The sequence below is a fragment of the Micromonospora terminaliae genome, assembly GCF_009671205.1.
Classification (GTDB): domain Bacteria; phylum Actinomycetota; class Actinomycetes; order Mycobacteriales; family Micromonosporaceae; genus Micromonospora; species Micromonospora terminaliae.
This window is the reverse complement of the sequence record NZ_CP045309.1, coordinates 1,958,934-1,981,524: the sequence shown is the minus strand read 5'-3', so window position 1 is coordinate 1,981,524 and position 22,591 is coordinate 1,958,934. Positions and strand designations below refer to the sequence as shown.

The 22,591-nt window shown below is 68.5% G+C and carries 15 protein-coding genes; 5 read left to right on the top strand and 10 right to left on the bottom strand.

The window, feature by feature from the left end; genetic code table 11:
- Positions 1 to 225: 225 nt before the first annotated feature.
- Entirely contained in the window at positions 226 to 726 is a 501-nt protein-coding gene (locus tag GCE86_RS08710; RefSeq protein ID WP_154226468.1) for a hypothetical protein, read from the top strand.
- Positions 727 to 811: 85 nt separating this feature from the next.
- On the opposite strand, the gene GCE86_RS08705 is transcribed toward GCE86_RS08710, so the two are convergent.
- Entirely contained in the window at positions 812 to 1,540 is a 729-nt protein-coding gene (locus GCE86_RS08705; protein ID WP_163636795.1) for a CBS domain-containing protein, read from the bottom strand.
- A 466-nt stretch (positions 1,541 to 2,006) separates the two neighbouring features.
- On the opposite strand from GCE86_RS08705, the gene GCE86_RS08700 reads away from it, so the two are divergent.
- A complete protein-coding gene (locus tag GCE86_RS08700; protein WP_154226466.1) occupies positions 2,007 to 5,387 on the top strand; it encodes a DEAD/DEAH box helicase in 3,381 nt (1,126 codons plus the stop codon).
- Here GCE86_RS08700 and GCE86_RS08695 read toward each other — a convergent pair.
- The 4 genes from GCE86_RS08695 to GCE86_RS08680 form a co-directional block, all read right to left on the bottom strand.
- A complete protein-coding gene (locus GCE86_RS08695; RefSeq protein WP_154226465.1) occupies positions 5,341 to 6,993 on the bottom strand; it encodes an Hsp70 family protein in 1,653 nt (550 codons plus the stop codon). The genes GCE86_RS08700 and GCE86_RS08695 overlap by 47 nt on opposite strands.
- A gap of 10 nt (positions 6,994 to 7,003) precedes the next feature.
- Positions 7,004 to 9,094, bottom strand: coding sequence for a hypothetical protein (locus GCE86_RS08690; protein WP_167537034.1), 2,091 nt, complete (start codon positions 9,092 to 9,094; stop codon positions 7,004 to 7,006).
- Between the two features lie 262 nt (positions 9,095 to 9,356).
- Positions 9,357 to 9,608 carry a hypothetical protein gene (locus GCE86_RS08685; RefSeq protein WP_154226463.1) on the bottom strand — a complete coding sequence of 84 codons (252 nt, stop codon included), beginning with the start codon at positions 9,606 to 9,608 and terminating at the stop codon, positions 9,357 to 9,359.
- On the bottom strand, positions 9,605 to 9,898 hold the full coding sequence (locus GCE86_RS08680; RefSeq protein WP_154226462.1) for a DivIVA domain-containing protein: 294 nt from the start codon (positions 9,896 to 9,898) through the stop codon (positions 9,605 to 9,607). Before GCE86_RS08680 ends, GCE86_RS08685 begins: the two co-directional genes overlap by 4 nt.
- A 267-nt stretch (positions 9,899 to 10,165) precedes the next feature.
- Here GCE86_RS08680 and GCE86_RS08675 point away from each other — a divergent pair, with 267 nt between their 5' ends.
- Together GCE86_RS08675 and GCE86_RS08670 are read left to right on the top strand one after the other, a co-directional pair.
- Entirely contained in the window at positions 10,166 to 11,053 is an 888-nt protein-coding gene (locus GCE86_RS08675; protein ID WP_154226461.1) for a helix-turn-helix domain-containing protein, read from the top strand.
- Positions 11,046 to 11,249 (top strand): DUF397 domain-containing protein, encoded by a 204-nt coding sequence (locus GCE86_RS08670; protein WP_154226460.1) that lies wholly within the window; start codon positions 11,046 to 11,048, stop codon positions 11,247 to 11,249. The genes GCE86_RS08675 and GCE86_RS08670 overlap by 8 nt, the downstream gene beginning before the upstream one ends.
- Positions 11,250 to 11,784: 535 nt before the next feature.
- Here GCE86_RS08670 and GCE86_RS08665 read toward each other — a convergent pair.
- From GCE86_RS08665 to GCE86_RS08655, 3 genes are all read right to left on the bottom strand, one after another.
- Entirely contained in the window at positions 11,785 to 13,920 is a 2,136-nt protein-coding gene (locus GCE86_RS08665; RefSeq protein WP_204342179.1) for a UvrD-helicase domain-containing protein, read from the bottom strand.
- 204 nt (positions 13,921 to 14,124) lie between these two features.
- Positions 14,125 to 15,408 (bottom strand): vWA domain-containing protein, encoded by a 1,284-nt coding sequence (locus GCE86_RS08660; protein ID WP_154226458.1) that lies wholly within the window; start codon positions 15,406 to 15,408, stop codon positions 14,125 to 14,127.
- A gap of 37 nt (positions 15,409 to 15,445) precedes the next feature.
- Complete coding sequence (locus tag GCE86_RS08655; protein ID WP_163636797.1) at positions 15,446 to 18,811, bottom strand: AAA family ATPase; 3,366 nt, start codon at positions 18,809 to 18,811, stop codon at positions 15,446 to 15,448.
- Between GCE86_RS08655 and GCE86_RS31580 the strand changes: the two genes are divergently transcribed.
- Positions 18,783 to 19,217 (top strand): hypothetical protein, encoded by a 435-nt coding sequence (locus GCE86_RS31580; protein ID WP_163636799.1) that lies wholly within the window; start codon positions 18,783 to 18,785, stop codon positions 19,215 to 19,217. The genes GCE86_RS08655 and GCE86_RS31580 overlap by 29 nt on opposite strands.
- Before the next feature lie 23 nt (positions 19,218 to 19,240).
- On the opposite strand, the gene GCE86_RS31970 is transcribed toward GCE86_RS31580, so the two are convergent.
- A complete protein-coding gene (locus tag GCE86_RS31970; RefSeq protein WP_244317233.1) occupies positions 19,241 to 20,815 on the bottom strand; it encodes a serine/threonine-protein kinase in 1,575 nt (524 codons plus the stop codon).
- Between the two features lie 34 nt (positions 20,816 to 20,849).
- Entirely contained in the window at positions 20,850 to 22,571 is a 1,722-nt protein-coding gene (locus GCE86_RS08645) for an N-6 DNA methylase (RefSeq protein WP_204342180.1), read from the bottom strand.
- Positions 22,572 to 22,591 lie beyond the last annotated feature (20 nt).

The following is a 22,591-nucleotide window of genomic DNA, read 5'->3' as shown; positions in this document are numbered from 1 at the left end:
GGCCACCTCGGCTCCGGGGTGTTCCCAGCTACACCGCTAGAGGCATGGTGCCGCCGCCGGTGGCTGGTCCGTCCGGACAGGATCGTTTGCCCGGATCGCAGGTCAGCGTCACCCTTCGTGATCATCTGTTGGTCCAACCGGCCGTGCACCATGGCCGATCCCGCTTTCGATCGCCGCATCAACACCTGATCTTGAATGTCGTACCCATTCGGCAGGATGTGCGCCATGAAGACGCACCACCCGAACCCCCGGCGCCTGGTCTACGGCCACGCGCAGCTGCACGACTGCCTGGCCTTTGCCGACGCGAACACCGCCACCGAGGAGGCCGAGGAGATCAAGGCGCTGGCCGCCGCCCGCACGTGGGGCGAAGCCCGCCAGGTCCAGATGACCCACCTGTGGAACCCTGCCGGCCCCGAGTGCTACGAGCCGGAGGACGACGACTACGCCGACGGCAAGCCCTTCGACATCAACGAGCTGGGCACGGTCATGGAGGGCGACTGGCCCCGGATGGTCACCGAGCGCGCGTTAGAGCTGCTCCCCGAGGATCTCCAGGACCGGTTCGGCAAGCGCCAGTTCACCGCGCACAACGGTGATTTCCTCGAGATCCCGATCGACCACGAGAGCGAGCTGGTGGCGGAGCTGCGCGAGCGCGGCTATGAGGTCACCCGCGACGACGAGCTCATCAACGTGCTCGACGGCCGCAGCTTCAGCCCGCTCGCCGGCTGACTTCCGGCTCTCGCCGCTCGCACCGCTGGCTCCGGCCGATGAGGCGGGGCCAGCGGCGGCGCATCCCCGCGGGGAACCAGAAGAATCAGGTGATGGCGAGGGCCGCGGTCAGTACCGGAAGGTCGTACGGAGCGACCAGACGCAGCGGCTTCTCCTTCCTGCTCCCGTTCTGAGTGATGATGAGCGCCGCGCTCAACTGCCCGGCCTGCCTGCCTCGGCTGAGCTTGTCGATGGCATCCACCACCGTGATCGTCCTGGGAACTAGGAGGGCGTCATCCCCCGGCTCGGCGAACGCGAGCACCTGCGAGACCGGCTCTTCCTCCGCGATCCCGGTGTTCCTGGTCAACTGGTCCGCGAGCCACCGAGCGATGGCGTTGGTGGTCAGGACGCCGCGATAGCCGTCGCCGTCATACACCGGCAGTTGCGAGTACCCGAAGGTGCGGACATGGTCCAGTGCAACACTGATCGGATCGTCCGGCTGCACCACGCAGACCTTGCCGGAACCGAGGACGGTCAGTGCCAGCGGTGGCTCGAGGATCTGCTGTCGGAGCCGCTCGATCTCCAGCACGACGGCCTCTACCGGCTCAGCGATCGGCCGGCCGCCGTAGTAGGTACCGTGGCTGATCGCGTTCCGCAACGAAGCGAACGCCACCAGGGCACTCTTGTGGTGATTCGGCGGCCGCTTCTTATCGGCGTACTCCCGGGCCAACTGCGCGAACCCGACGCTGACGTCCGCGCGCAGGCTCGCTCGGATGTGATTCTCGATGTCGTTGAACGCTGCGAGGAATCGCGCACCCGCCGTCGTGATGGTCACGGGCGGAGACACTGCCACGGCGCCGGGACGACGCGACTGGAGCCGGAGGTCGTGTTCAGTACCTCACATCCTCGATCATGATGAACGGGCAGGAATCTGCCGTGCGGACGGATCGAGTCAGCTGGTTTCCTCCTAGTTCCCCGTGAGTTCCGCATGGGCCGAGAGGTTCGGCAAGTGCAGGTTCTGCCTCGGGGTTTAGCGGCTGGAGGTCACCGGTACGAGCGCGTGGATTCAGCAACAGGCAGAGCGGAGGCCGGGTGCGACGGGCGAAGGCTTCCCGATTCTGGACGAGGACTGACCGCACACGCCTTGCCTCGTTGCCTTCAAGCGCCTCCTCCGGCGTCTCCCCCGGGGCGGCGGCCGACACGAATGGCGGAACGGCTTCTGGACGAGCGGCCCTGCAACAGCAACTCTTCCTCTACCAAGATCGAGGCTCAACGTACGCGGGCAGGACGGGGGCCAGGGCGTGGTCGAAGACGACCTTCGGTACGAGCCGCCACAGCACGGCTTCGACTGGTTGGAGCAACTCGAGGCGGCGACGTGCCTCGTCGTCGGTGAGGTAGCCGAGAGCGATCGGGATGTGGTGAGCACGCTCGCCGGCGAAGTGCGCGAAGCGCCGGCGAACTCGCTGGTCCGGCTGCTCCACCAAGGCACATACGCCTTCAAGCGCGCCGGTTCGTGGCACGCGGCCATCGTCACGTCCGGCGGGGAGCCGGCGCGACCGGGAAGGGCGCGCTCGCGATACACGGAGGACGGGCACCTGGTGCACGCCGGCATCGTGTACGAAGCCCTGTGGCCGGGGGCCGAGGCGTTCGCTGGGCAGGCGAAGTTTCGACGTGGCGATATGGTTCGCACCAGGAGTGGCGCCGGCGGTATCGGCCGTGTCAAGGAGGCGCTGCCGTTGGCCGGCACCTACCAGTACCAGGTCGACCTGTACGGGGAGATCAAGCGCTACAACGAAGACTCGCTCGTACTGGTCGTCGGCGACCCGCGAGATCCCGCCTTCTGGTTGTCACAGCCGCCGGTCGGCGCCGAGGAGCTGTCCCTCACCCTGACCTGGACCAAGCTGCGTCACCCATTGACCGACACGCTGTACTCGTTTGCCTCCAGCAAAACGGTGTTCAGGGCGTATCAGTTCAAGCCGGTGCTGAAGGTGCTCACCGGCTCATCGGGGCGGCTGCTCATCGCCGACGAGGTGGGTCTCGGCAAGACGATTGAGGCTGGGCTCATCTGGAGCGAGTTGGAGCAGCGGTCCCGGCTCGACCGGGTCCTTGTCGTCGCCCCCGCGGTGCTGACCCTCAAGTGGAAGGCGGAGATGGGTCGGCGATTCGATCGCCAGCTCGAGATCCTCCGACCCCGGGATCTCGCTGACTTCGCCGAGCGGCTGCGGGACGGAGACGAGCCGACCCTTCACGGCGTCGTCTCGCTCGAGGCACTGCGCGGCGCCGATGGCGTCCTGGAGCAGCTCAACGATCTTCACCCGCGGTTGGACCTCGTCATCGTCGACGAGGCCCACTACCTGCGGAACCGGGAGAGCAAGTCGCACGCTCTGGGACGACTTCTCGCCGACTGGTCCGACTACCTGGTCTTCCTGTCCGCGACGCCACTCAACCTGGGCAATGACGACCTGTTCAACCTGATGAACCTCCTCGACGAGGGCCACTTCGGCGACCGGGCCGTCTTCGCGGCCCAGCTGAGGCCGAACCAGGTCTTGAACGAGGTGGCTCGGTCACTTCTCCACGAGGGACGCAAGACACCGCGCGAGCTGGTGCGCAGCCTGTCGGAGCTGGACACCCTTCAGTTCGGCAGGACGATCACCGATCGACCTGACTACGAGCTGCTCCGTTCGCTGTTTGATGTTGACCGACCGCTCGACTACGACGAGGTGGCCCGGTCACGCCGGCTCCTTGCCGACCTGAACGTGCTCGGAGGCGTCCTCACCCGTACCCGGAAGGCGGAGGTTCCGGACCGGAAGGCGATACGCGAGGCTCGCAACATCAACGTGGTGTGGACCGAGCAGGAGCAGGCGTACTACGACGCGGTTTACGCCTGGTACATGAGTCGAGCGTTGGAGATGAACACTCCCCCAGGCTTTGCGATGCAGATGCCGCTGCGGCAGGCCGCAAGTTGCATCCCTGCCTCACAGCAGTTGGTCCGGGAGCGCAACCCGGAGCAGTTCTGGCAGGAGATCGACGACCCAGAGGAGGAGATCGCGGCTGACGTGGCGGGCCTGCTGGACGTCCCAGCGCTCGCGGTACGGCTGCGCGTCGACAGCAAGTACGACCAGCTCCTCGCCGAGTTGCTCAAGGTCCGCGCCGCTGGCCTCCGGCAGGTGATGATCTTCTCGTTCTTCCGTCGCACGCTTGGTTACCTGGCGGGGCGCCTGCAGGAGCACTTCAAAGTGCGGGTGATGCACGGCGGAGTGCCGATGCCGGAGCGAGAAGCGATCATGCGAGAGTTCCGCGCCGGACAGTTTGAAATCCTGCTGTTGAGCGAGGTCGGCTCCGAGGGCCTGGACTTCGAGTTCTGCAATGTCCTGGTCAACTACGACCTGCCGTGGAACCCGATGCGGGTGGAGCAGCGCATCGGCCGCCTCGACCGGTTCGGCCAGGAGCACGAGAAGATCTTCATCTACAACATGCACGTGCCCGGGACGATCGAGACCGACATCTTCCAGCGGCTCTACCACCGCATCGGGGTGTTCGAGAGCTCCATCGGCGAGTTGGAACCGATCCTGCGTGACCAGCTCGGTGACATCACCAAACAGCTGCTCGACCCGAGGCTCGACGCGGCCGCCCGACGGCGGGAGGTCGAACGGGTCGCGGTGGCGATGCAGCAGCGGTCCCACGAGATTGAGGAGCTGCGGGCCTCGCAGGCCCAGTTGTCGGGCCTCGACGGCCTGCTGATTGAGGGGTTCACAGAGTCCGGACCCGGAAACGGCCGCTTCATCGGCGCCGCAGAAATCCAGCGGTTGCTCGACAAGCTCTTCCAGCGGCTTGGCGGTAAGCGGCGCAAGGCCGACAAGAACGGCATCTTTAAGGTGATTGGGTCACGCGATCTGGCGGAGCGGCTGCGGTCCAGCCGGGTAGGTGAAGGCGGCAGCCGGCTCACCCGGTCGAAGCTCGCCGCGCTTTTGCAGAACGGGACGCCGCTGGAGTGCACGTTCCAGCCGGAGACGGCGAGTAAGTACGACGCCGAGCTGCTGTCGAGCAGGCATCCACTCGTGAAGCTCGCCCTGGAAGTGCTCGATGACGAGACGTTGGACCTACGACGGTACGGCTCCGTCGCGGTTCCGGGGCTACCGCCAGGGAAGCGGTACCTGGTGACCATCGACCTCGCGGAGACGAGCGGTCTGCGAAAGCTGCTCGAACTCTGGGCGACGGCGATCGACCTCGACACGCGCGAACCGAACCCCGATGTCGGGGATGCCATCCTCACCGCCCTGGCGGAAGGTCGGCTCACGGACGGCCGGCTCATTCCGCCGGCTGACGTACATGAGGTGTGGCGGCAGGCTCAGGAACACCTCGCGGTACGGCACCGGGAAACCGAGCGCCTCCGGCAACAGGAGAACACCGCCTTGGTGGAGGGGCGGATCCGGGCCCGTGAGGGCTCGCTGGATCTTCAGATCCAAAAGACTCGCAGCGTCCTCCAGCAGCTACGCTTCGACGGCCGGGGGCCGAGCGTCGTCCGGATGAACGAGGGGCGGCTGCGCAACCTGCAGGCTCGTCGCACGGACATCCGGCATGAGCTGGCCGCCCGCAAGGAGCTCGACATCTCGTTGAGCGCTGTCGCGGTCGCCCTCATCGAATCGGCGGAGCCCACTCCTTCTCCATGTACCAGGGGGTAGGCGGCGTCGGGATCGCCTCCTCGGCGCTGCGCAGCACCAGCTGCGCGTGGTCCCGGCCACGAATGACCGGCCAGCGGTCAACCCGCATGTGTACCCGCTTGCCCGAGCCATGGCGGATCAGGATGCGGCCGTCGCAGTAGAGCTTGAACCCCATGTCACGGCCGAATGTCAGGCTCACGCCGTCCATGGTCTGGCCGTCGAACGTCAGCCCGAGCGGTTCACCGGTCGTTGCGCGTACCCGCAGTCGGCCGGTGCCCTGCTGTGGGCCTGGGAAGTCGCGGCCGTGGCGTGCGTAGCCGAGGTCGGACTGCCCGCTCAACACCTGCCAGGGCTCGTAGAACGGGGTGTACGCGGCATAGAGGGTTTCCTGTCGGAGCTGCCCATTCTCCTCCCACTCAACGACGAAGTCGAAGCCGGGACGGTGCAGGTTGAGCCGCTCGTAGCCCGCGGTGTCGGCGAGACCGGCCACGATCGCCTCGTCGGGCTCCACGCCGGCGTTGTCGAACACCTGCGCGTTCGGGAAAAGGGCGCCGATGCGTCGCTCCACATACGGGATACGGCTCATCCCGCCGGCGAGCAGCACGTAGTCGATGTCGCGGCTCAGCTGCGCCGGGCCTAGCGCGCGCAGCTCGGACGGCGACCGATTGCCACGCTCGGTCAGTCGGGCGGCGCGCAACGCCGCCCAGACCAGCTGCTCTGCGGCGTCCATCTGCGGCCGGAACGCATCCTCCAACTGCTCCCGGGTATAGGTGAGAACGGGTACTCGCCCGATCCCTCGCGACGGCAGCACAACCCGGTGCTCCGGAAGCCGGGACAGGTTCACCTTGGCGTCACGGGCCGCGCGGAGCACGAGCGCCCGCAGCAACTCCGGGTGTGAGACGGCCTCGAAGTCAAAGTCGCGCCCGCCAAGGTCCTCGAAGAGGTCCCGAGCGATCGCGTGGTCGAGCATGTCACCGGCGTACGCGGTGCCCAGCGCGGTGAGCACCGACACCTCCGGGTGGGCGCCGCCGACGATGTCGAGGACGGCGATGTCCAGGGTGCCGCCACCCATGTCGAAGACGAGCAGCCGCCCCTCGGGACGCTCCCCGTAGGCCAGGAACCGGTGGGTGACCCAGGCGATGCCGGCGGCGATGGGCTCGTCGACGAGGGCCGAATCCTCGACCGGCAGGCCCGCCTTGGCGGCCAGGCCGAGCAGGCGTTGCCGCTGCGGTCCGTCCCACATCGCCGGGCAGCCCAGCCGGAACTCCCGGTCGGAAGTCAACGGTTCACCGGCGCGCGCGGCCCGCTCGCCGATCTCGGCCATCACCGCGATGATCACCTCGTCCGCCGGTACGGCCCGTGGCCCGTCTGGACCGGGCAGCGCGACGGTTTCCGCGTTTTCGGTGATGGCACGCTTGACCGACCGAATCACCTGGTCGCTGGGCAGCGCGTCAGCGTCCTCGCCGATCAGCAGCGTCTCGCCCCGGTAGCCCGCCACCGACGGAAACGATCGCGTGGTACGGCCCAGCGGCGCAATTTCCACCGGCCGCCGGCCCGCCCGTGTGGCCACCAGTGACGTGGACGTGCCGAAGTCGACCCCGACGGCGTGGCCGTGGGTTCCCCCCATGTGCGCTCCCCTAGGTCGTCGTCACCAACGCCTTCTCGATGAGGATGTCCTCACCGGACGGGCGCCAGCGATATCCAGGTCGGATGACGGTAACCGCGTCATGGTTGCTCGGGGCACCGACGATGGGCTCATGGGCAGTCGGATCAAAGGGCAGTTTCTGGCCGGCCTGGCCGACGGGTTCGAGGGCTTGCGCGTACGCCAGCGCCCGCACCCGTTCGACCAGCACGTCCGGGGTGGTCTGTTCGGCGGCGAGCTCCTCCACCTCGGCGGCCAGGTCGGCCAGTGACCGGATGACGTCGATCTGGATCTGTCGGTCCTGAGCCGAGCGCAGTGACGAGGCCTGGCGGTGCTCCGCCCGCAGGCTCTCCTCCAGCCGGTCACACCGGTCGGCGAGGACGGCGGCCCGCCGTTCCGCCTCCTCGACACGCTCGCCGGCGGCCGCCGCCTCCGTGCGTGCCCGCTCCACGTCCTGACGCAAGGCGTCGATCCGCCGTTCCTGAGCCAGGGCGCCGACCAACGCGGCCACGACCTCGTCGTCACCGGCCACCCGCCGGAAGGCGGCGGCCAGCGCGTCCGCCGGCAGGTTCGACACGAACTCGCCCGGCAAGCCGAGCAGGAACCCGAGCCTAGTCCGGGACGTGACCCGGGACAGCTCTCGGGCCACGAGCGGGCGGACGTACTGCTCGACGATCTCGGGACGGGAGGTGACGCCACCCAAGGGGCCTGTCGCGCATTCGGCCAGAGCGTCAAGGGTCACGCTCTCCCACCAGTCCGGCGCCAGCAGGGCCTTGCTCCGGAACTTCCCGATCGCGGCGAGCAGGGCGGCACGGCCGCCGTCACGGCTCAGCGGCAGGTGTGCCACTGCCTGCGCGAGTCCGGTGAGGTCCAGACCCGTACGCTCGTCGCGCGACAGGGCGGGCAGGAGGCGACTGAGCGTGCCAACGGCCGCGTCGAGAACGGTGACATCCTGCTCGCGCCGGGCCGAGGCGACCTTGACCATGAGGGAGATCAGGGATGCGGCGGCTGACCCCGGCAGGTCCTCAACCCCCGACGCGCGACGGAGCAGCCACGCCGCGGCTGTTAGAACCGCAGGTTCCGCGGCCGCGTACCCACGGAGTTCCGCAGCGGCAGCGGCGAGGACCGGTTCGACGACCCCTCCGTCCACCAACTTCCGCTGGCGACCGCCGCCGACTGCTGCGGACTGGCGCGGCAGCGCGAGTAACAGACTCAACGCCACCTCACGGTCGTGCTCGGCGAGGGAACCGAGGAAGTCATCGATCCGCTGGCCGTCGACCTGACCGAAGCGCGCGCCGATTGCCAACGGCCGCGACAGGTAGTCCCGCAGTTCGGCAGGGTGTTCCTCGCCGACGACCGCGGCGATCCGCTCGGCGAGGGTTGGCTGCGTGGATGAAGCGCCCGGCTCCGCCTTCGTTCCGGCGGCCACATGTGGTGCTCGTTCGGTGGCCGCTGGCGCCGATTCCTGGCTGACGCGTTGTTCTGGTGCTGGAGCAGTAGGTTCCGGCTGCACCCCGCCGTCCGCACGGACTGTCTCCGTGGTCTGCGCTGCGGCAGATGCTGTTGTGTGGCGACGATTCGGGCCAGGGCTGGACTCCGGCAGTGTCTCCGCCCCGGGCGCCGACGGCGCGGCGGCCTCGGCTGAGGAGTCTCGAGCACCGATCCATCGGAAGAGAGGCGCTCCCTTCTTTCCCGTCACCTCGACCTGCGGGTTGTTCCCGAGTGTCTTGCTTGCGCTGGCCCACGCCTTCCTGACCGCGGCGGGGTCGAGACCGAGTTGCTCGAGCTCCTGCCTGATGCGGAGACCGGTCATCTTTGAGCGGTGTTCACGCAGCAGCCGCACGATGGTGGCCATTGGGTCGTCGGCGAACCAGCCCACGATTGGAGCCGGATCGATGAGTGCCTGATGGCGTAGCGAGTCACGCTGAGCGCGCTTGATGGATCCGGCCGCGACGATCAGCTCCTCCTCGCCGTTGTCCTCCCAGCGCACGAGGCACCTGGTCCCCTCGGCGGACAGCACTGCACCGACCCGGGCAGACTCGCTATTCCGGTTCGGCTGCCGGACGACGACCTCAGCTCGTTCCACGGCTGAGACTGTAGACGGGGTGGCGAGGCGGCCTCGATCGGCTCGGCAGGTAAACCTGCACTGGACGAGAATCTGACCGCGGCATGTGCGCAGCGGCCACCGGTCGGTGGTCGGGAACTGACGATCCTTCGTTATCCCTTACCACCGTGGCGACCTGGCCACCGACTGGCCAGCCCTCACCGACTCACCCACAGCGGGTTGCGGTAGGGGAACGGCCCACCATCGCGTGGCAACCGTCGTGCTGCCAGCGGTTGCGACCTGGTCACCGTCGCAGCCGACGGCTGCAGGGGCCGCCGTGGTCGGCGCGGAGCAGGCAGCGCCGCCCGCCCGGCATCAGCGCATCGCAGAAGACCCAGTGGCGTAGATTCTGGTCGTCCTCGGTGGAGACCGTTGTCCCCCCTGGCTCGGTCTGCGGCAGGACCAGCAGCCAGCGGCCGACCACCCGGGCCAGGCGCTGGGCGGCGGGCAAGTCGTTGGCGACGATCGGCAGGTGGATGACGTACCGCTGGGTCACCGCTGGTCTCCCCGGGCGTCGCCGATGCGGCCCTGGTCGGACTGCCAGCGGCGCAGCGCGTCCTTGAGGGCGGCGGTGTCCCGGCGACTGGCGGCCAGCGCGGCGTAGACGTTGGCCATGTCCCCGGCGACCCGGTCGAGGAAGGCGTAGACGTCGTCGGGATCCAAGCCCCGGCGTCGGAACCCGACCGGCTTGAAGCGGCGCTCACGCACCTGCCACGGCAGCAGACTGGTGTACGCACCGGAGCGGTAGGTGCTACCGGTCCCCGTTTTCTGCTTGCGGAGGCTCATCTGGTCGACCTCTCTCGTCGTCGCGACTGGATGGGTGGGCCCATCCGCCCTCCCCGCACGAGTGGACCCACCCGGCCCTGCCACCGCAGCTTCCATCAGCGGTACGGCAGCACGGCTCTTGGTAGTCAGCTTGTGACACCTAGCGGCTCCAATGCAACGTTCCACTACGGATTTCTCGACAGATGTATTGACTTTCTTTACTGCAACCTGTACTGGTTGCAGAGCAGCGCCACGCCTTGTTGCAGAGCGGAATCAGGGAGTGCTCGGATGGCGGAAGACATCGGATCGACCGTGCCGCGCCGGCAGCTCGGCCGGCTGCTGCGCCAGTACCGCACCGAAGCCGGCGTGACCCTCGACGCCGCCGCTGAGGCCCTGGAATACAGCCGGCAGAAGATCTGGCGCATCGAGTGCGGCCTGGGCGCCGTCCGGGTGCTCGACGTCAAGGCGATGTGCGAGCTGTACGGGGTTGCGGCCGACATGACCGAGGCCATGAAGGGGCTGGCCGCTGAGACGAAGTCGAAGGGCTGGTGGCACGCGTACGGGGACGCGGTACCGAGCTGGTTCGAGCTGTACGTCGGCCTGGAATCCGCCGCGTCCCGCCTGCGGGGCTATGACGAGTCGCTCATCCCGGGCATCCTTCAGACCAAGGAGTATGCCCACGCGCTCTATCGCCTCGGCCGGACGTTGAGCCACGAGGAACGAGAGCGCGCGGTCCAGGTGCGGCTGCAGCGACAGGCACTGCTCACCCGACGGTTGCCAGCGGCCCCACGGCTGGAGTCCGTGCTTTCAGAGGCGGTACTTCGCCGCACAGTCGGCGGCCCGGGGGCGACGACCGCCCAGCTCGACCATCTCCTCGGGCTGTCCGAGCTGCCGAACGTGTCCGTCCGAGTGCTTCCGCTCGCGGCCGGGCCCCAGCCCGGCGCTGTTGCCGGTACCTTCATGATTCTCGACTTTCCGCCCACCAAAGGCGGCCGAGCCGCGCCGGAGCCGTCGGTCGTCTACAGCGAGTCCTTGACCGGCGCGCTCTACCTCGACAAGCCCGACGAGCTTGCCGCCTACGAGCGCGTCTGGACCGGGCTGGATGCGCTCGCGCTCGGTGAGGCAGAATCGAAAGACATGATCAAGAGGATCATTGGGGAGATGCGACATGACTGACCTGACCGGCGCCGCCTGGCGCAAGAGCAGCCGCAGCGGCGACAACGGCGGGGCGTGTGTCGAGGTCGCCACCAACCTCCCCGGCATCGTCGCGGTACGCGACTCCAAAGACCCGACCGGTCCCCTGCTCACGTTCACCGCACCAGCGTGGATCGACTTCGTCCAGGCGGCCAAGCGCGAGATACTCGGCGAATGAGCCAGTCATACCTGGTTGTCCTCGGCGATCGCGACGCGATCGGGTGGGTGCTCCGCGAAGAGCGGATGGCCTTTCCATCCACACCACGGGCAGAGGTCGCAGCCCTGAGGCAAGGCGACCGGCTGTTCCTCTATGCAACAAGGGGTGCTTGGCGCAACCCGAGGCGGGACCGCGGCCGGATCATTGGTCTCGCATGTGCCAGGTCCAGCGTTCGCCGTTTCGACGAGCCGATAGAGATCGCGGGTCGGAGGTTCGTCTCGGGTTGCGACCTCGGCATCGACGGCCTCGTGCCGTTTCCAGATGGGGTGGAGTTGCAGCCAATGGTCGCCCAGTTAGATGCATTTCCGAAGCCGCAGGCGTGGAGCGTCTACCTCCGTCGAGCACTCCTACGACTCTCGGACGGCGACTCGGAGGCGCTCCTTTCCCAGGTAACGCCCCGCCTCGTTTCCCGCCGCGAAGCGCTCCCCACTTACACTTCGACTGCCGGCGCCTTGGCGACCTCGGGCGGCCGATAGCCAAGACCGTTGCCCGACGGTCAGCGGGAGTCAGCCGCATATGCGAGGAAAGGGCTGGGCGGCCCACTCCATGAGACGTAGAGCGCCTCCCGAGCTCTGGTGCTCGCAACGAAGAGCAGACAGCGCTCCCTCAGCATGTCGCTGTCGTGTTGCAACGGATCCACCTCCGGCGGTGTGACCTCCTTCGCGAACGGCACAGCCCGCTCGGTGGCACCGATCACGGCGACACAGCGGAACTCCAGGCCCTTCATCGCGTGCATGGTGGCCAGCCGTACCCCGTCGACGTCTGCACCAGGCTGGTCCCGCACCCGGACCGCCGGGATCCCGGCCCCGATCAGCTCGTCATACACGGTGCTGAGCATCGTGTTGAACCGCGCGCACACAGCGATCTCGCTTGCATGGATGCCCTGTTCCAGCCACCCGCCGACCCGCTTCATAAGCGCCGCGACCTCGGCCTGGGATGTGGCGTACCCCTGGGCATGCGGCCGCTTGCCGTGCAGCAGCGATCGGTAACCGATGAGGCTGTCCTCGCCCTCGCCGGCGAGGTCCTCGACCCGCGACCCGACGAGGACGCCGGCGGACCAGGAAAGGATCTCCTCGGTGCTGCGGTAGTTGATCCGCAGCCGGCTGCTTCGTCCACTGATGGTGATGCCGAGGGCGTTGAGCGACACCCGGGAGTCGTAGATCCGCTGGTGCGGGTCGCCGGTGATGAAAAGATCGTCCGAACCGGGTGCCACGGCGGCGCGGAGCACGCGCCACTGCGCGGGATGCAGATCCTGTGCCTCGTCGACCACTACGTGGTCGAAGCCGTGCACACCGAGGTCAGCCTCCCGCAGCAGCTGCGCGGCCCGCGCACAGACCTGCAGGTGGGTACGTGTGCCGGCCGCCTTGAGCTCGGCCGAGAACATCTCCACCGCATCCCACACGCGATCACGCTGCCGCGGGCCCAGCGCCGAGCCTCTGCCCCTCCGGCTGACCTCGCGGTATTCGTCACGGCTGTGCACGTCGTGGGCGAGGATGACATGCCGGTATTCCTGGGCGAGGAACTGCTCACTCCAGGGCAGGGTCAGCCGTCGGCACACCCGCCGCCAGATCTGCCGCTCGTCCGCGTCCCCCAAGGGGGTGGGCGCCCGACCGGCGAGGGTCCGTACCACCCGATTGGCGAAGGCGTTCACCGTGGTCACCTCGACCCGCGCCAGCTGACTCTCGTCGCCGAGGAGCAGTGCCAGGTTCTCGCGCAGGGCCGCCGCCAAGGCATTGGTATACGTGGTGAGCAGCACCCGGCTGTCAGGCGCGCGGGACAACAGGTGCTTGACCCGGTGCAAGGCCACCACCGTCTTCCCCGTCCCTGGTCCGCCCGTCACCTGCGCCGGCCCTCGATACGACACCCGGTATGCAATGCGCCGCTGTGACGGGTGCAGGAAGACGCGCCAAGCGGCGAACGGCTTCTCGAAAATCTCGGCCAGCTCATCGGGTCGAGTCACCAGCATGATGCGCGTCCTAGTGTTGGCAATGGCCGCCGCCAGGTTCTCGCTCGGCTCCGGTGTCGCGTCGACCGGCCTGCGCTCGGCCACGACGTCGCGGTAGACCTCATCGGGCGAGAAGCCCTCGGCGAGGTACTGCAGGACCTCGAACTGGTCCTCGGGCAGCAACGCTCCGAACGCTTCGAGCTGCGGTTTGTCGGTGATCGTCCGGACCGCCCGCAGCACTTGATCATCGATGCCGAGGTCGCGGAGCACCGTGTCCGAGTGCCGTGCGAACAGGAACGCCGGGGCCTGCGCCGCCGCCTTCTCCATCGTGTTGGTGATCTCTTCGATGGCGACGACGTCGCGGACCTCGAGGGCGCGGGTCGCGGTGTTGACCGTGTAGAGCCGCTTCGCCGCCCAGGTGTACGCGCCGTCGTGCGGCACGACGTTGAGCAGGAGGAACGTGTCGCTGCCATCGTCGGGTGCCAGCACCACTCCACGCCAGAAATCAGTGATGCGGATGGTCCGCATGCGCGGGTCTCTGGCGTTGTTCACCGACTCCAGGTGCAGGCCCTTGTCGGCATACAGCCCGGCGACGGTGAGCTGCTGGAACTTCTCCATCGCCTTGCGCACGCCGGCTCTGATCGGCTTCTCCAGGACGTCGTAGCTCTCCCAGAAGCTCTTGGCCAAGGCAAGCTGAGGCAAGGTATTCCCCCTGTAGGGATGGCGCGGGACGCGAGACTACCGGGCAGCAGCAGGATCAAGGTCCTCCCCGCGACTGCTGGAGCATGTCGCTCTCGCCCAGCATCCGCGCGACTGCCTGCAGCGCATCACCCTCCAGTTCCACCACGACGCACACATCGCTGTCGGTCCATCGCCCTTCAGAGGCCATGGTCAGTTCGCCTCACTCGACGGCGGCCGGCTTCGGCCGCGCTTGCCCGACTTGTAGGCAGCATCCATGGATGAATACTTAGCCGCCCTCGCGATCATGCCGTTCTCTGTCTGATCGGCGAGGTAAGCGAGGGCGGCGGCCTCTTCGGCCAGGTCGTCGTGCAGGTGAGGCGGGGCGGCGGGCAAGGCCTCGGACAGGGCAGCCTGCGCCCGACGGATCTCGCTGAGGGCTGCGCCGGCTGCACCGGCGCTGAGGTGGCCGGACGCGCGACGTTTCGCCTGCTGCACCTGGAGATAGACCAGCTCCGTACGCACGGTCGGATCGGGGATCCGCCCTGCGGCCTGGTCGCCGGGGACGACGTTGACGTGCAGCGGCACGGTGAGCGTGTGCTGGGCGAGGCTGGGCAGCTCGACCCACGTGAAGTGACAGGTCGCGACCTGAGCCAGGCCGAGTGCGGCGATGGCGGGCACGTCGAAGGTCAGCAGCAGTTTGCGGGTCTCGTCGGCGTAGAAGCTGCCGAGTTCGACGAGGAGTCCGTCGTCCGTCGTCGTCACCGGCATGTCGTTGACGACTTGGACCGCGCGTACCTGCGGGGCGGCCTTGATCAGCAACGAAGCGGCCTGGGCGGCCTGGGAGAGCAGGCCGTCGACCTCGCCGGCGATGAGCGCGCCGGCGGTGTCCGGCTCCTCGGCGAAGAGTTCGTTGCCGGAGCCGCCGCGGGCGATCGCCGACATGAGCCGCTCGTCGTAGCCGAGCCCGTAGCCGAGCGTCGACGTGGTGATGTTGTCGGCGTGGGCCTTGGCGGCGATGCCGCCCAGCCTGTCGGGGTCGGTGACGCCTGCGTTGGCATGCCCGTCCGAGATGAGCAGCACGTTCGCTCCGGTCGCCCCGGCGACCCGGCCTGCTTCCTGCAGCCCGCGCAGATAACCGGCGGACAGGTCGGTGCTGCCCCGTGCGCTGAGCTGTGCGATGGCGCGTTTCACCGCCTCCTTGTCGGTGAGCGGTCCGGCCGCGACCGTCACCTCGACCCGGTCGTCGAACGCGACCAGGCCGAAGTTGTCGCTGGGGTCGAGCTTGTCGATCAGACCGATGAGTGCGGCCTTCGCGCCGTCGATGCGGTCGCCGGTCATCGATCCGCTGCGGTCGAGCACCGCCTGGAGGGTGGATGCGGGTCGAGCAGTAGCGGAAGCCGGAGCAGATGGAGCGGTCAACTCGATGAGGACAGCCAGTTGGTTGTCGGTCTCGAGTGCCAGCAGGTCAAGATCGAGATGGGCCGAGACGTGCATGGGGGGTCTCCTTGAGGGGATTAGGAGGCGGAAGAGATCAGAGGCCGAAGACCTTGTGCGCCAGGCTGCGCCAGGCGGGGTAGTCAACCCCACGGATGTCATCGGTGGTCACGAGCTTGCCTCGGCTGCCGCCGCCATCCTCATCGGGGCGGATTCCGTTGGCGGCGTACCAGTCCTTCTTCAGCGCCCACTTCGAGGCGTAGCGAGGGTCGGAGAGCATCCCGAGGTGCTCCCAGATGACGGTTTCGCCCAGGTCGGTGAGGATCGTGAAATCCGGTCGGACCGTCCGGCCGTCTTCACCGGGGAAGGGCGACTCGTAGTCGTAGGACAACCCCAGCTCGTCCAGGAGATTGGCAATGAGCACCTCACTCTTGCTCCGGACGAGCTCGCCGCGGGCGGTTCGGTGCACAAGGCCGCGGTCGATCACCGCGTCGCCCACCTGGATCGGCTCGGAGGCCACGAAGAGGTTGGTCAGCCGGCTGGCGGTGTCGGAGTAGACGGCGGAGCCCAGCTTGGCGACCTCGTCGAGGTCGGCCTCGTGCAGCAGGATCACCTTTCCTCGCTGACGGGTCAGGGCGGTGTAGAGCAGCTCGCGGCTCACGCCGGCACTGGCCTCGGGAAGCACGACGAGAGTCGTCTCGAACTCGCTTCCCTGGGCCTTGTGAATGGTGATCGCCCAGGCGAGTTCCAGCATGGGGGCGTCACCGTCGTCGGACCAGTCGTAGTAGTCGTACTTGACGCCGTTGCGCCCGCTGAACTCGATCTCGGTCTTGTTCGGCGGCCAGGTGACCCACTTGGAGCGCGTCTGGCCGACCACCACGCCGAGCTCCCCGTTGGCGACGAAGCGCTCAGCGTCCTTCGGGTAGATCCGGGACTGCTTGAACTGGTGGTTGCGGATGTTGATCACCTTGTCGCCGACCACGATCCGCTCGGGGCCGATCGGCTTGGCGTTCCAGCGCCTGGGTCCGGTTGCCTGATCCAGTGCCCGCGTCCCGAACGCGTCCTTGAGCGCCCGGTTGATCTCGGTGGTGCCCCACCCCCGGCTGCGGACCGGAGAGAGGATCTGCCAGGCGTCGGCCTTCTTCGCCGCACCGCCGGGGAAATAGAGATTGCCCTTGGCGGAGATGACGCCGCCGTAGCTGCGGCCGAAGGCGGCCGCCAGCTCGTCGTCGGAGGCCTCCCGCAGCTCCGGGATCTCCTCCCGCAACACCGTGAGCAGGGTGGCGAGAAGCTGGGCCCGGTCGTAGCGCACCGCCCGCAGGGTCGGCAACTGTTCGCCGGCTCGCAGCCGTTCCCAGACGAGGTCGGCCTCTGGTGACAGCTCGCCGTCGGCGAACCAGCTCGCGAGCACCAGGTCGTCGCGCTCCTGCCCGACCTGCCGCCGGGGAATCGTGAGTTCGGCATAGGCGGGGGCACAGCGGGGGCTGCGGGTGGCGATGTCGTCGGGTGCGAGGTGTCGCACGATGTCGACGAACGGGCGACCCGCGCCGATCGGCGGGAGTTGGCGGGGATCGCCGACCAGCACGAGGCGTTGCACACCGGTGACCGCGTCGAACAGCGCGGCCAGTTGCTCCTCGGTGAGCATGGAGGCCTCGTCGACCACGATCGTCTTGTAGTTCTTGGCGCGGGTCTGGACGTCCCCAGTCACCAGGTAGCGCTCGGTCCACGGGTTGTACCGCTTGGTTGCGATGAGGAACTGCGCGAGGGTGACGGCCTCCGCCTCCACGCGATGCGCCAGTTGCACCCGGGCTTTCCCGGTCGGGGCGATCAAGAGGACGCCGCCCGCTGCGACAGTTTCCGTGTGCCGCAGCACCTGAAGCAGGGTGGTCTTGCCCGTTCCGGCGGAGCCGATCAGCACGCTGACCCGTGAGGAGTACAGGGTGTTGAGAGCAGCCACCTTCTCCGCCCGTGCCCGCGTCTCGGCGTCTCGCTCCTCTGCGGACAGGTCGACGCGGATCGGGCCGAGCAGGTCATCGAGTCGCCGCACGAAGTCCGGCAGGTCGGCGATCGACGGTGCCTTGAGCCGCCGCTCGACCTCCTTGCGGATGACGGCGCCGACCTCGGCCAATTCGGTGAGCTGCAATGCCGGCATGCCGTTGGGCAGCGTCACGCCGGTGAGCGGACCCTGCGGCGGCAAAGTGTCGGCGGAGAGCTGGTGGGCGTCGAGGACGTCGCCCGTCACCGGGCAGGGCACGCTGAGAGTCCGAGTCCTGATGCTGCTGACGACATCGGCCTGGGGCTGGAGCGTGTGCCCCGCTACCTTCGCTCGCTGCAGTTCGTCGACGATGAGGGCGCGCACCCGGCGGGCGTCGAGGCCGTCCGACATGGCGCTGGGAGTGGGTAGTGGGTGCTCGGACGCGACCGCGGCGTCCGGGAAGCAGCCCCGGTCGATGATGGCGAAGGGTACGGCGTCGGGTTCGTAGCGGTCGGCCTCGAACAGGCGGTACGGGTTGGCGATGATCTGCTCGTCGCTCAGTGCGGGGTCGCGTTCCTCGACGACGAAGAACCGTTCGGCCTGCTCTCGCGTCAGCGAGAAGCGGCTCAACAGCTCAAGCAGCTTCCGCCGCTCCGGCCTGAGCGCCTTCCAGGTGGCGCGGACGGTGGACGTCAGGTGGGTCTTCGCGGCGATCCCGAGCCGCTCGGGGTCGGCCATCGCCTGCTCGAGAGTCAGCCATGGGTCCGCGTCGGGACCGCCTGCGGCGGCAACCGTGTGCGCGAAGGTCACCGACTGCGGAACCCCGAAGGCCGCCAGGACGCTGGCCAGCCCAGGGCGAGGCCCCCGCAGCTTCCAGAGCCGGTTGAGCTGCCCCTCCAGCCAGTCGAAGCCCAGCGGTCCCGCCGCGGATCCGAGCAGCCGCTGCGCGGTGCGGCCGGCTGCCATCAGGGCGAGTAGCGCGTCGATGGCCAGGTCGTGGCTGACGTGCTCGGTCACGTACGAGAAGGCCTCCCAGCCCCCTTCCGGCGCGAAGGCCAGGGCGTCGGTGATGTCGATGCCCTTGTCGTCCCGTGCGGCGAGCAGCGCCTGGTAGGGCATGAGGAATCCCCGCTGCTGGTCGGGGCGCAGCGAGTGCGAGATGTTGGTTTCCCACATCTGCGCAGGGAATTGCTCGCCGCCGCTGCTGCGGTACGCCCCGGTCGGGGTCACCTCGGTGACCAGCGCAGCGCCGACCAGGAGCCGGCGTGGGTCATCGCTCAGCGGGCTGTGCTTGGCGTAGAAGAAGACGAGACTCGACTCGGGCCGCACGGTGCCGAAGAAGCCTTCGAGGATGGTGCGCTGGTTGTCGCCGTGCATCATCCAGGTGGAGTTGTCCCAGCCGGTGATCGCGTCCACCTGCTCCTCAAGCTCTGGGCGCAGCCCGAGTTTGCGCTGTTCGTTGATCTTCTTCGCGCCGTCCCGGGACATCCAGCGGAACGGCACGGCCTGGGCGGAGTACGCCGGTATCGGCTGCGGGGTGAGCTGGAAGGTGGCGAACGCCGGCGACTTCTGCGTGAAGGGGTGCTGGCGTTGGAACGGGGTCACCCGCGAGGACATGAAGGTGGCCCGTTCCGCGACGCACGGCGGCGCGTCCGCGAGAGGCAGGTCGGCGATGTCGCTGCCGGCCAGGCGCTGCTCGTGGTCGTCGTGCCGGCGCTGGCCGATGTTCTTCAACAGGACGCAGGTGCCGTTGCCGTGCGGGTCGGCGCAGACGGTGCCGTTCCAGCCGGCGTCGTGCCATGGCACCCGGATAGAGATGTGTTCGATCGCCCGAGCCGGCTCGTCCATGGCGCCTCCTGTTTCGGTGCCGCAGATGACGGCGGCTGGTTTGTAGGCAGGTGGTGGGGCACGTGCGGGTTATCGCGACCGGCGCAGAGAGGTGAGCAGGTCGGCGATCTCGCTGGTGCTCGGGTTCGCGGCGTTGCCCAAGCCCTTGAGGTCGGCGAGCAGCATCGACAGGGTCTGCTCGGCCGCTTGGCGCTGCCCGGCGCCGAGCTGGAGCAGGCCGATCTGGCGGCGCAGTTCGAGGGTTCGCGGGTCCTCGTCGCCGTAGGCCTGGCGCTCATCCTGGAGCAGGTCGTTGAGCTGCCGCAGCGCCTGGCTCGTCTGGCCGGTCAACGCGTGACAGGTCGCCTCCTGCAGACGGCAGCGCAGTAGCAGGTCCGTCTGCGTATCCTCGGCGGTGGCGAGGTCAACAGCGAGGTCCCGGTACGCGGGCGCCGCGCGATGGTAGTCCCCGCCTTCGAACAACACATTGGCCAGCTCGAAGCGGAGGCTCACCACGTCCCGGTCGGTGCCGCCGAACGTACGGCTGGCCGGCCCGGCCACCTCGGCCAGCACCTCCGCGGCCTGGCTGTAACGGGCCTGCCGGACCAGTTCGTGGGCGTCGCTGCGGGCCCGGCCCAGGTCACTCCGGTTGAGCCGGTCCGGACGCGAGTCAATCTCTACGGGAGGTGCCGACGCGTCTGGCTGCTTGGGAACCGGCCGGGATGGGGCGCCGGTCATCTCGGCGAAGACCCGGCTGAGGACGCGGGCGTACATCCGGACCGGGCTCGCGGCCGACGGCGAGCCCAGCGCGCCGGGTAGCGGGCCGAGGTCGGTGACGAAGGGGAGCAGCCGGTCGTAGACGATCTCTGCGCTGGCGGGTCGGGACTGGGGCTTCTTCTCCAGCAGGTCGAGCACCAGCCGTTCCAGGCCCGGTGGCACCTCGGCGCGGAGCGACCGCAGGGCCGGTGGCTGTTCCTTCACCTGCTTGCTCATCACCGAGTAGGACGTCGAGCCGGTGAAGAGGTGCCCGCCGGAGAGCATCTCGTGCAGCGTGCAACCGAGCGCGTAGAGGTCGGTCGCGGGGCTGCTCAGGTTCGCCTCGACCTGTTCCGGAGCCATGTAGGCGGGGGTGCCCAGGGGCTGCCCCGTATGGGTGATCTTGGAGAAGTCGGCGAGAGTTGGCGCCACGGCGAGCCCGAAGTCGAGGACCTTGACCCGCCCGTCCGGTTCGAGCATGAGGTTGCTGGGCTTGAGATCCCGGTGCACGAGCGACGCGCGGTGAGCGGCGGCAAGCACGGCGCAGACCTGGGCCGCGATCGCTGCCGCCCAGCCGATGGGCAAGGCGCCCTGCTCGGCGACGAGGTCGGCGATGCTGATCCCGCGGATGCGCTGCATCACCAGGAAGGGGCGACCATCGTCGTCGACCCCGACGTCGTAGACAGCGGGCACGCCGGGATGTTCCAGCCGCGCGGTAATGCGTGACTCTCGGACGAAGCGGCGGATGTGCTCGTCGTCCCGGGTGCCGTCGGGGAACCGGATGAACTTGACGGCGATCTCCCGGTCGAGCTTCGTGTCCCGCCCGAGCCAGACCTCGCCCATGCCTCCCCGGGCGAGGGGAAACTTCTCCAGTTCGTATCGCCCGCTGCTCAGCGTCCGCCCCGACACAGTCCCTCCCGCTGACCCCATGGCGCTGGGCATGCTATTCACTCCCTACTCCGCCCGGGCGTAGGCCGCCGTCAGCGAGACCCGCGATTCCTAGTGCCACAAGTGACTCCGCGAGTTCCGCCGTCTCCCGCACCGACTGTTGGAAGTCGGACAACAGCTGGAACGCCGCGCCATACTCGCGTTGCGCGTCTAGGGGCAGCCGGAGCAGGGGTGTCCGGTGCAGATCGGCACGCCCGGAGCTGGACCCGCTGCGGGGTGCGGTCTGCGCGATGCGGAGGAACCCGGCGAGAAACTGGGGGTCGATCCGCTCGAGATCGACCCGGAAGAGCAGTAGCTGTGGTCCGAGCAGCATTCCGTCCTCGGTGACCACGCGGACCGCCGAGTGCCGCCCGGGCGGCAGAGCGACCACGTCGCCGCGCCGCAGGGTGATCGAGCCCGGGCCGACGCTGGCGGCACCCGAGGGCGGACGGCCGAGCCGGACATCCTTGGCCGTGAGGACGGGCAGGTCTCCCCGGTCGGTGAGCATTCCCATCGGTGCCTGACGGATGGACACCGCGCCGGCCTTTGCCAGTTCGCCGATGGTGGTGGTGGGCAACGGGTCGGACGTGTCCGGGGTGACCAGATCGGGCAGGGTGTCAGCCAGTGTTCGGGCTGCCTGGAACAGCCGGGTTCGGGTGGGCCGGAATGTCCGTGCCCCGGAGCTGGCGGAGTTGGCCGCGATGTGCCGAGCCGGGGTGAGATCAACATCCTCGTCGAGTAGGTCGATGATGCGGACCGAGCGGCTCGGGCCTTGCGGATCGGTCTGCGGGTCGGCCACGAAGGACCGCCAGCTGTCCTCGACCATGTCGCGGTCGGTGGTGGCGTCGAGCAGCAGCACATGCGTGTGGTCGGTGCTGTCGGGACGGCGTAGCACCCACACATCCGGGCCGCCCGGCGACGTGGTCCCCCATCCGGGCAGGCTGATGACCGCGCGGAGCGCGCCGGCCCGGAGCAGATTTGCCCGGATTCGGCGGCCCGCGCGGCGGCTCGCCGCGGCCGCCGGCATCAGAATCGCCACATGCCCGCCGGGCCTGACGTGGGCCAGGCAGTGCTGCAGCCAGGCCAGCTCCGACTCGCCTCGCGGCGGCATCCCGTACGTCCAGCGGGGGTCGTTGGTGAGTTCGTCGTGGCCCCAGGAGCGCTCCGCGAACGGCGGGTTGCAGACCACGGCGTCGAACACTTCGCCGGCGAAGGCGTCGCCTTTTAGGGAGTCACCTACGACCAGTCTGGAGCGGTCGCCTTGCAGGAGCAGCCGGGCGACGGCAACTCGGGTGGCGGAGATGCTGATTTCCTGCCCGGACAGTTCGGTAGCGCCTGCGGCCCGCCCGGCCAGCAGAAGGGTGCCGATGCCGCACGCCGGGTCGAGCAGCCGCCCGCCCGCCGCGCCGGTCAATGCGATCATGAGGTTCGCCACCCATGTGGGTGTGACGGTGTGTCGGCGGGAGTGGACCTCCAGGTACCGCTCGCAGAGGAAGTCGAAGACGGTGGCACCGCTGTCCCGCTCGACGGCCTCGGCCGCGAGCCGGACGATGGTGGCACTGTCCTGGTCCGGCACGTCCGTGAGCAGGGCGTCGAACTCCGGGACGGCGGTACGGATCAGGTCGACGAGGTTCGCGATGAGGACGGAGTCGGGCTGGTCCGCGAGGGTCTTCCACCGGTCGGGCTCTCGCTTCAGGGCGACCATGAACGCGCCGAGGTTCCCCAGCCGGTCACCCAACTCGCGATCGGCGGCGGCGC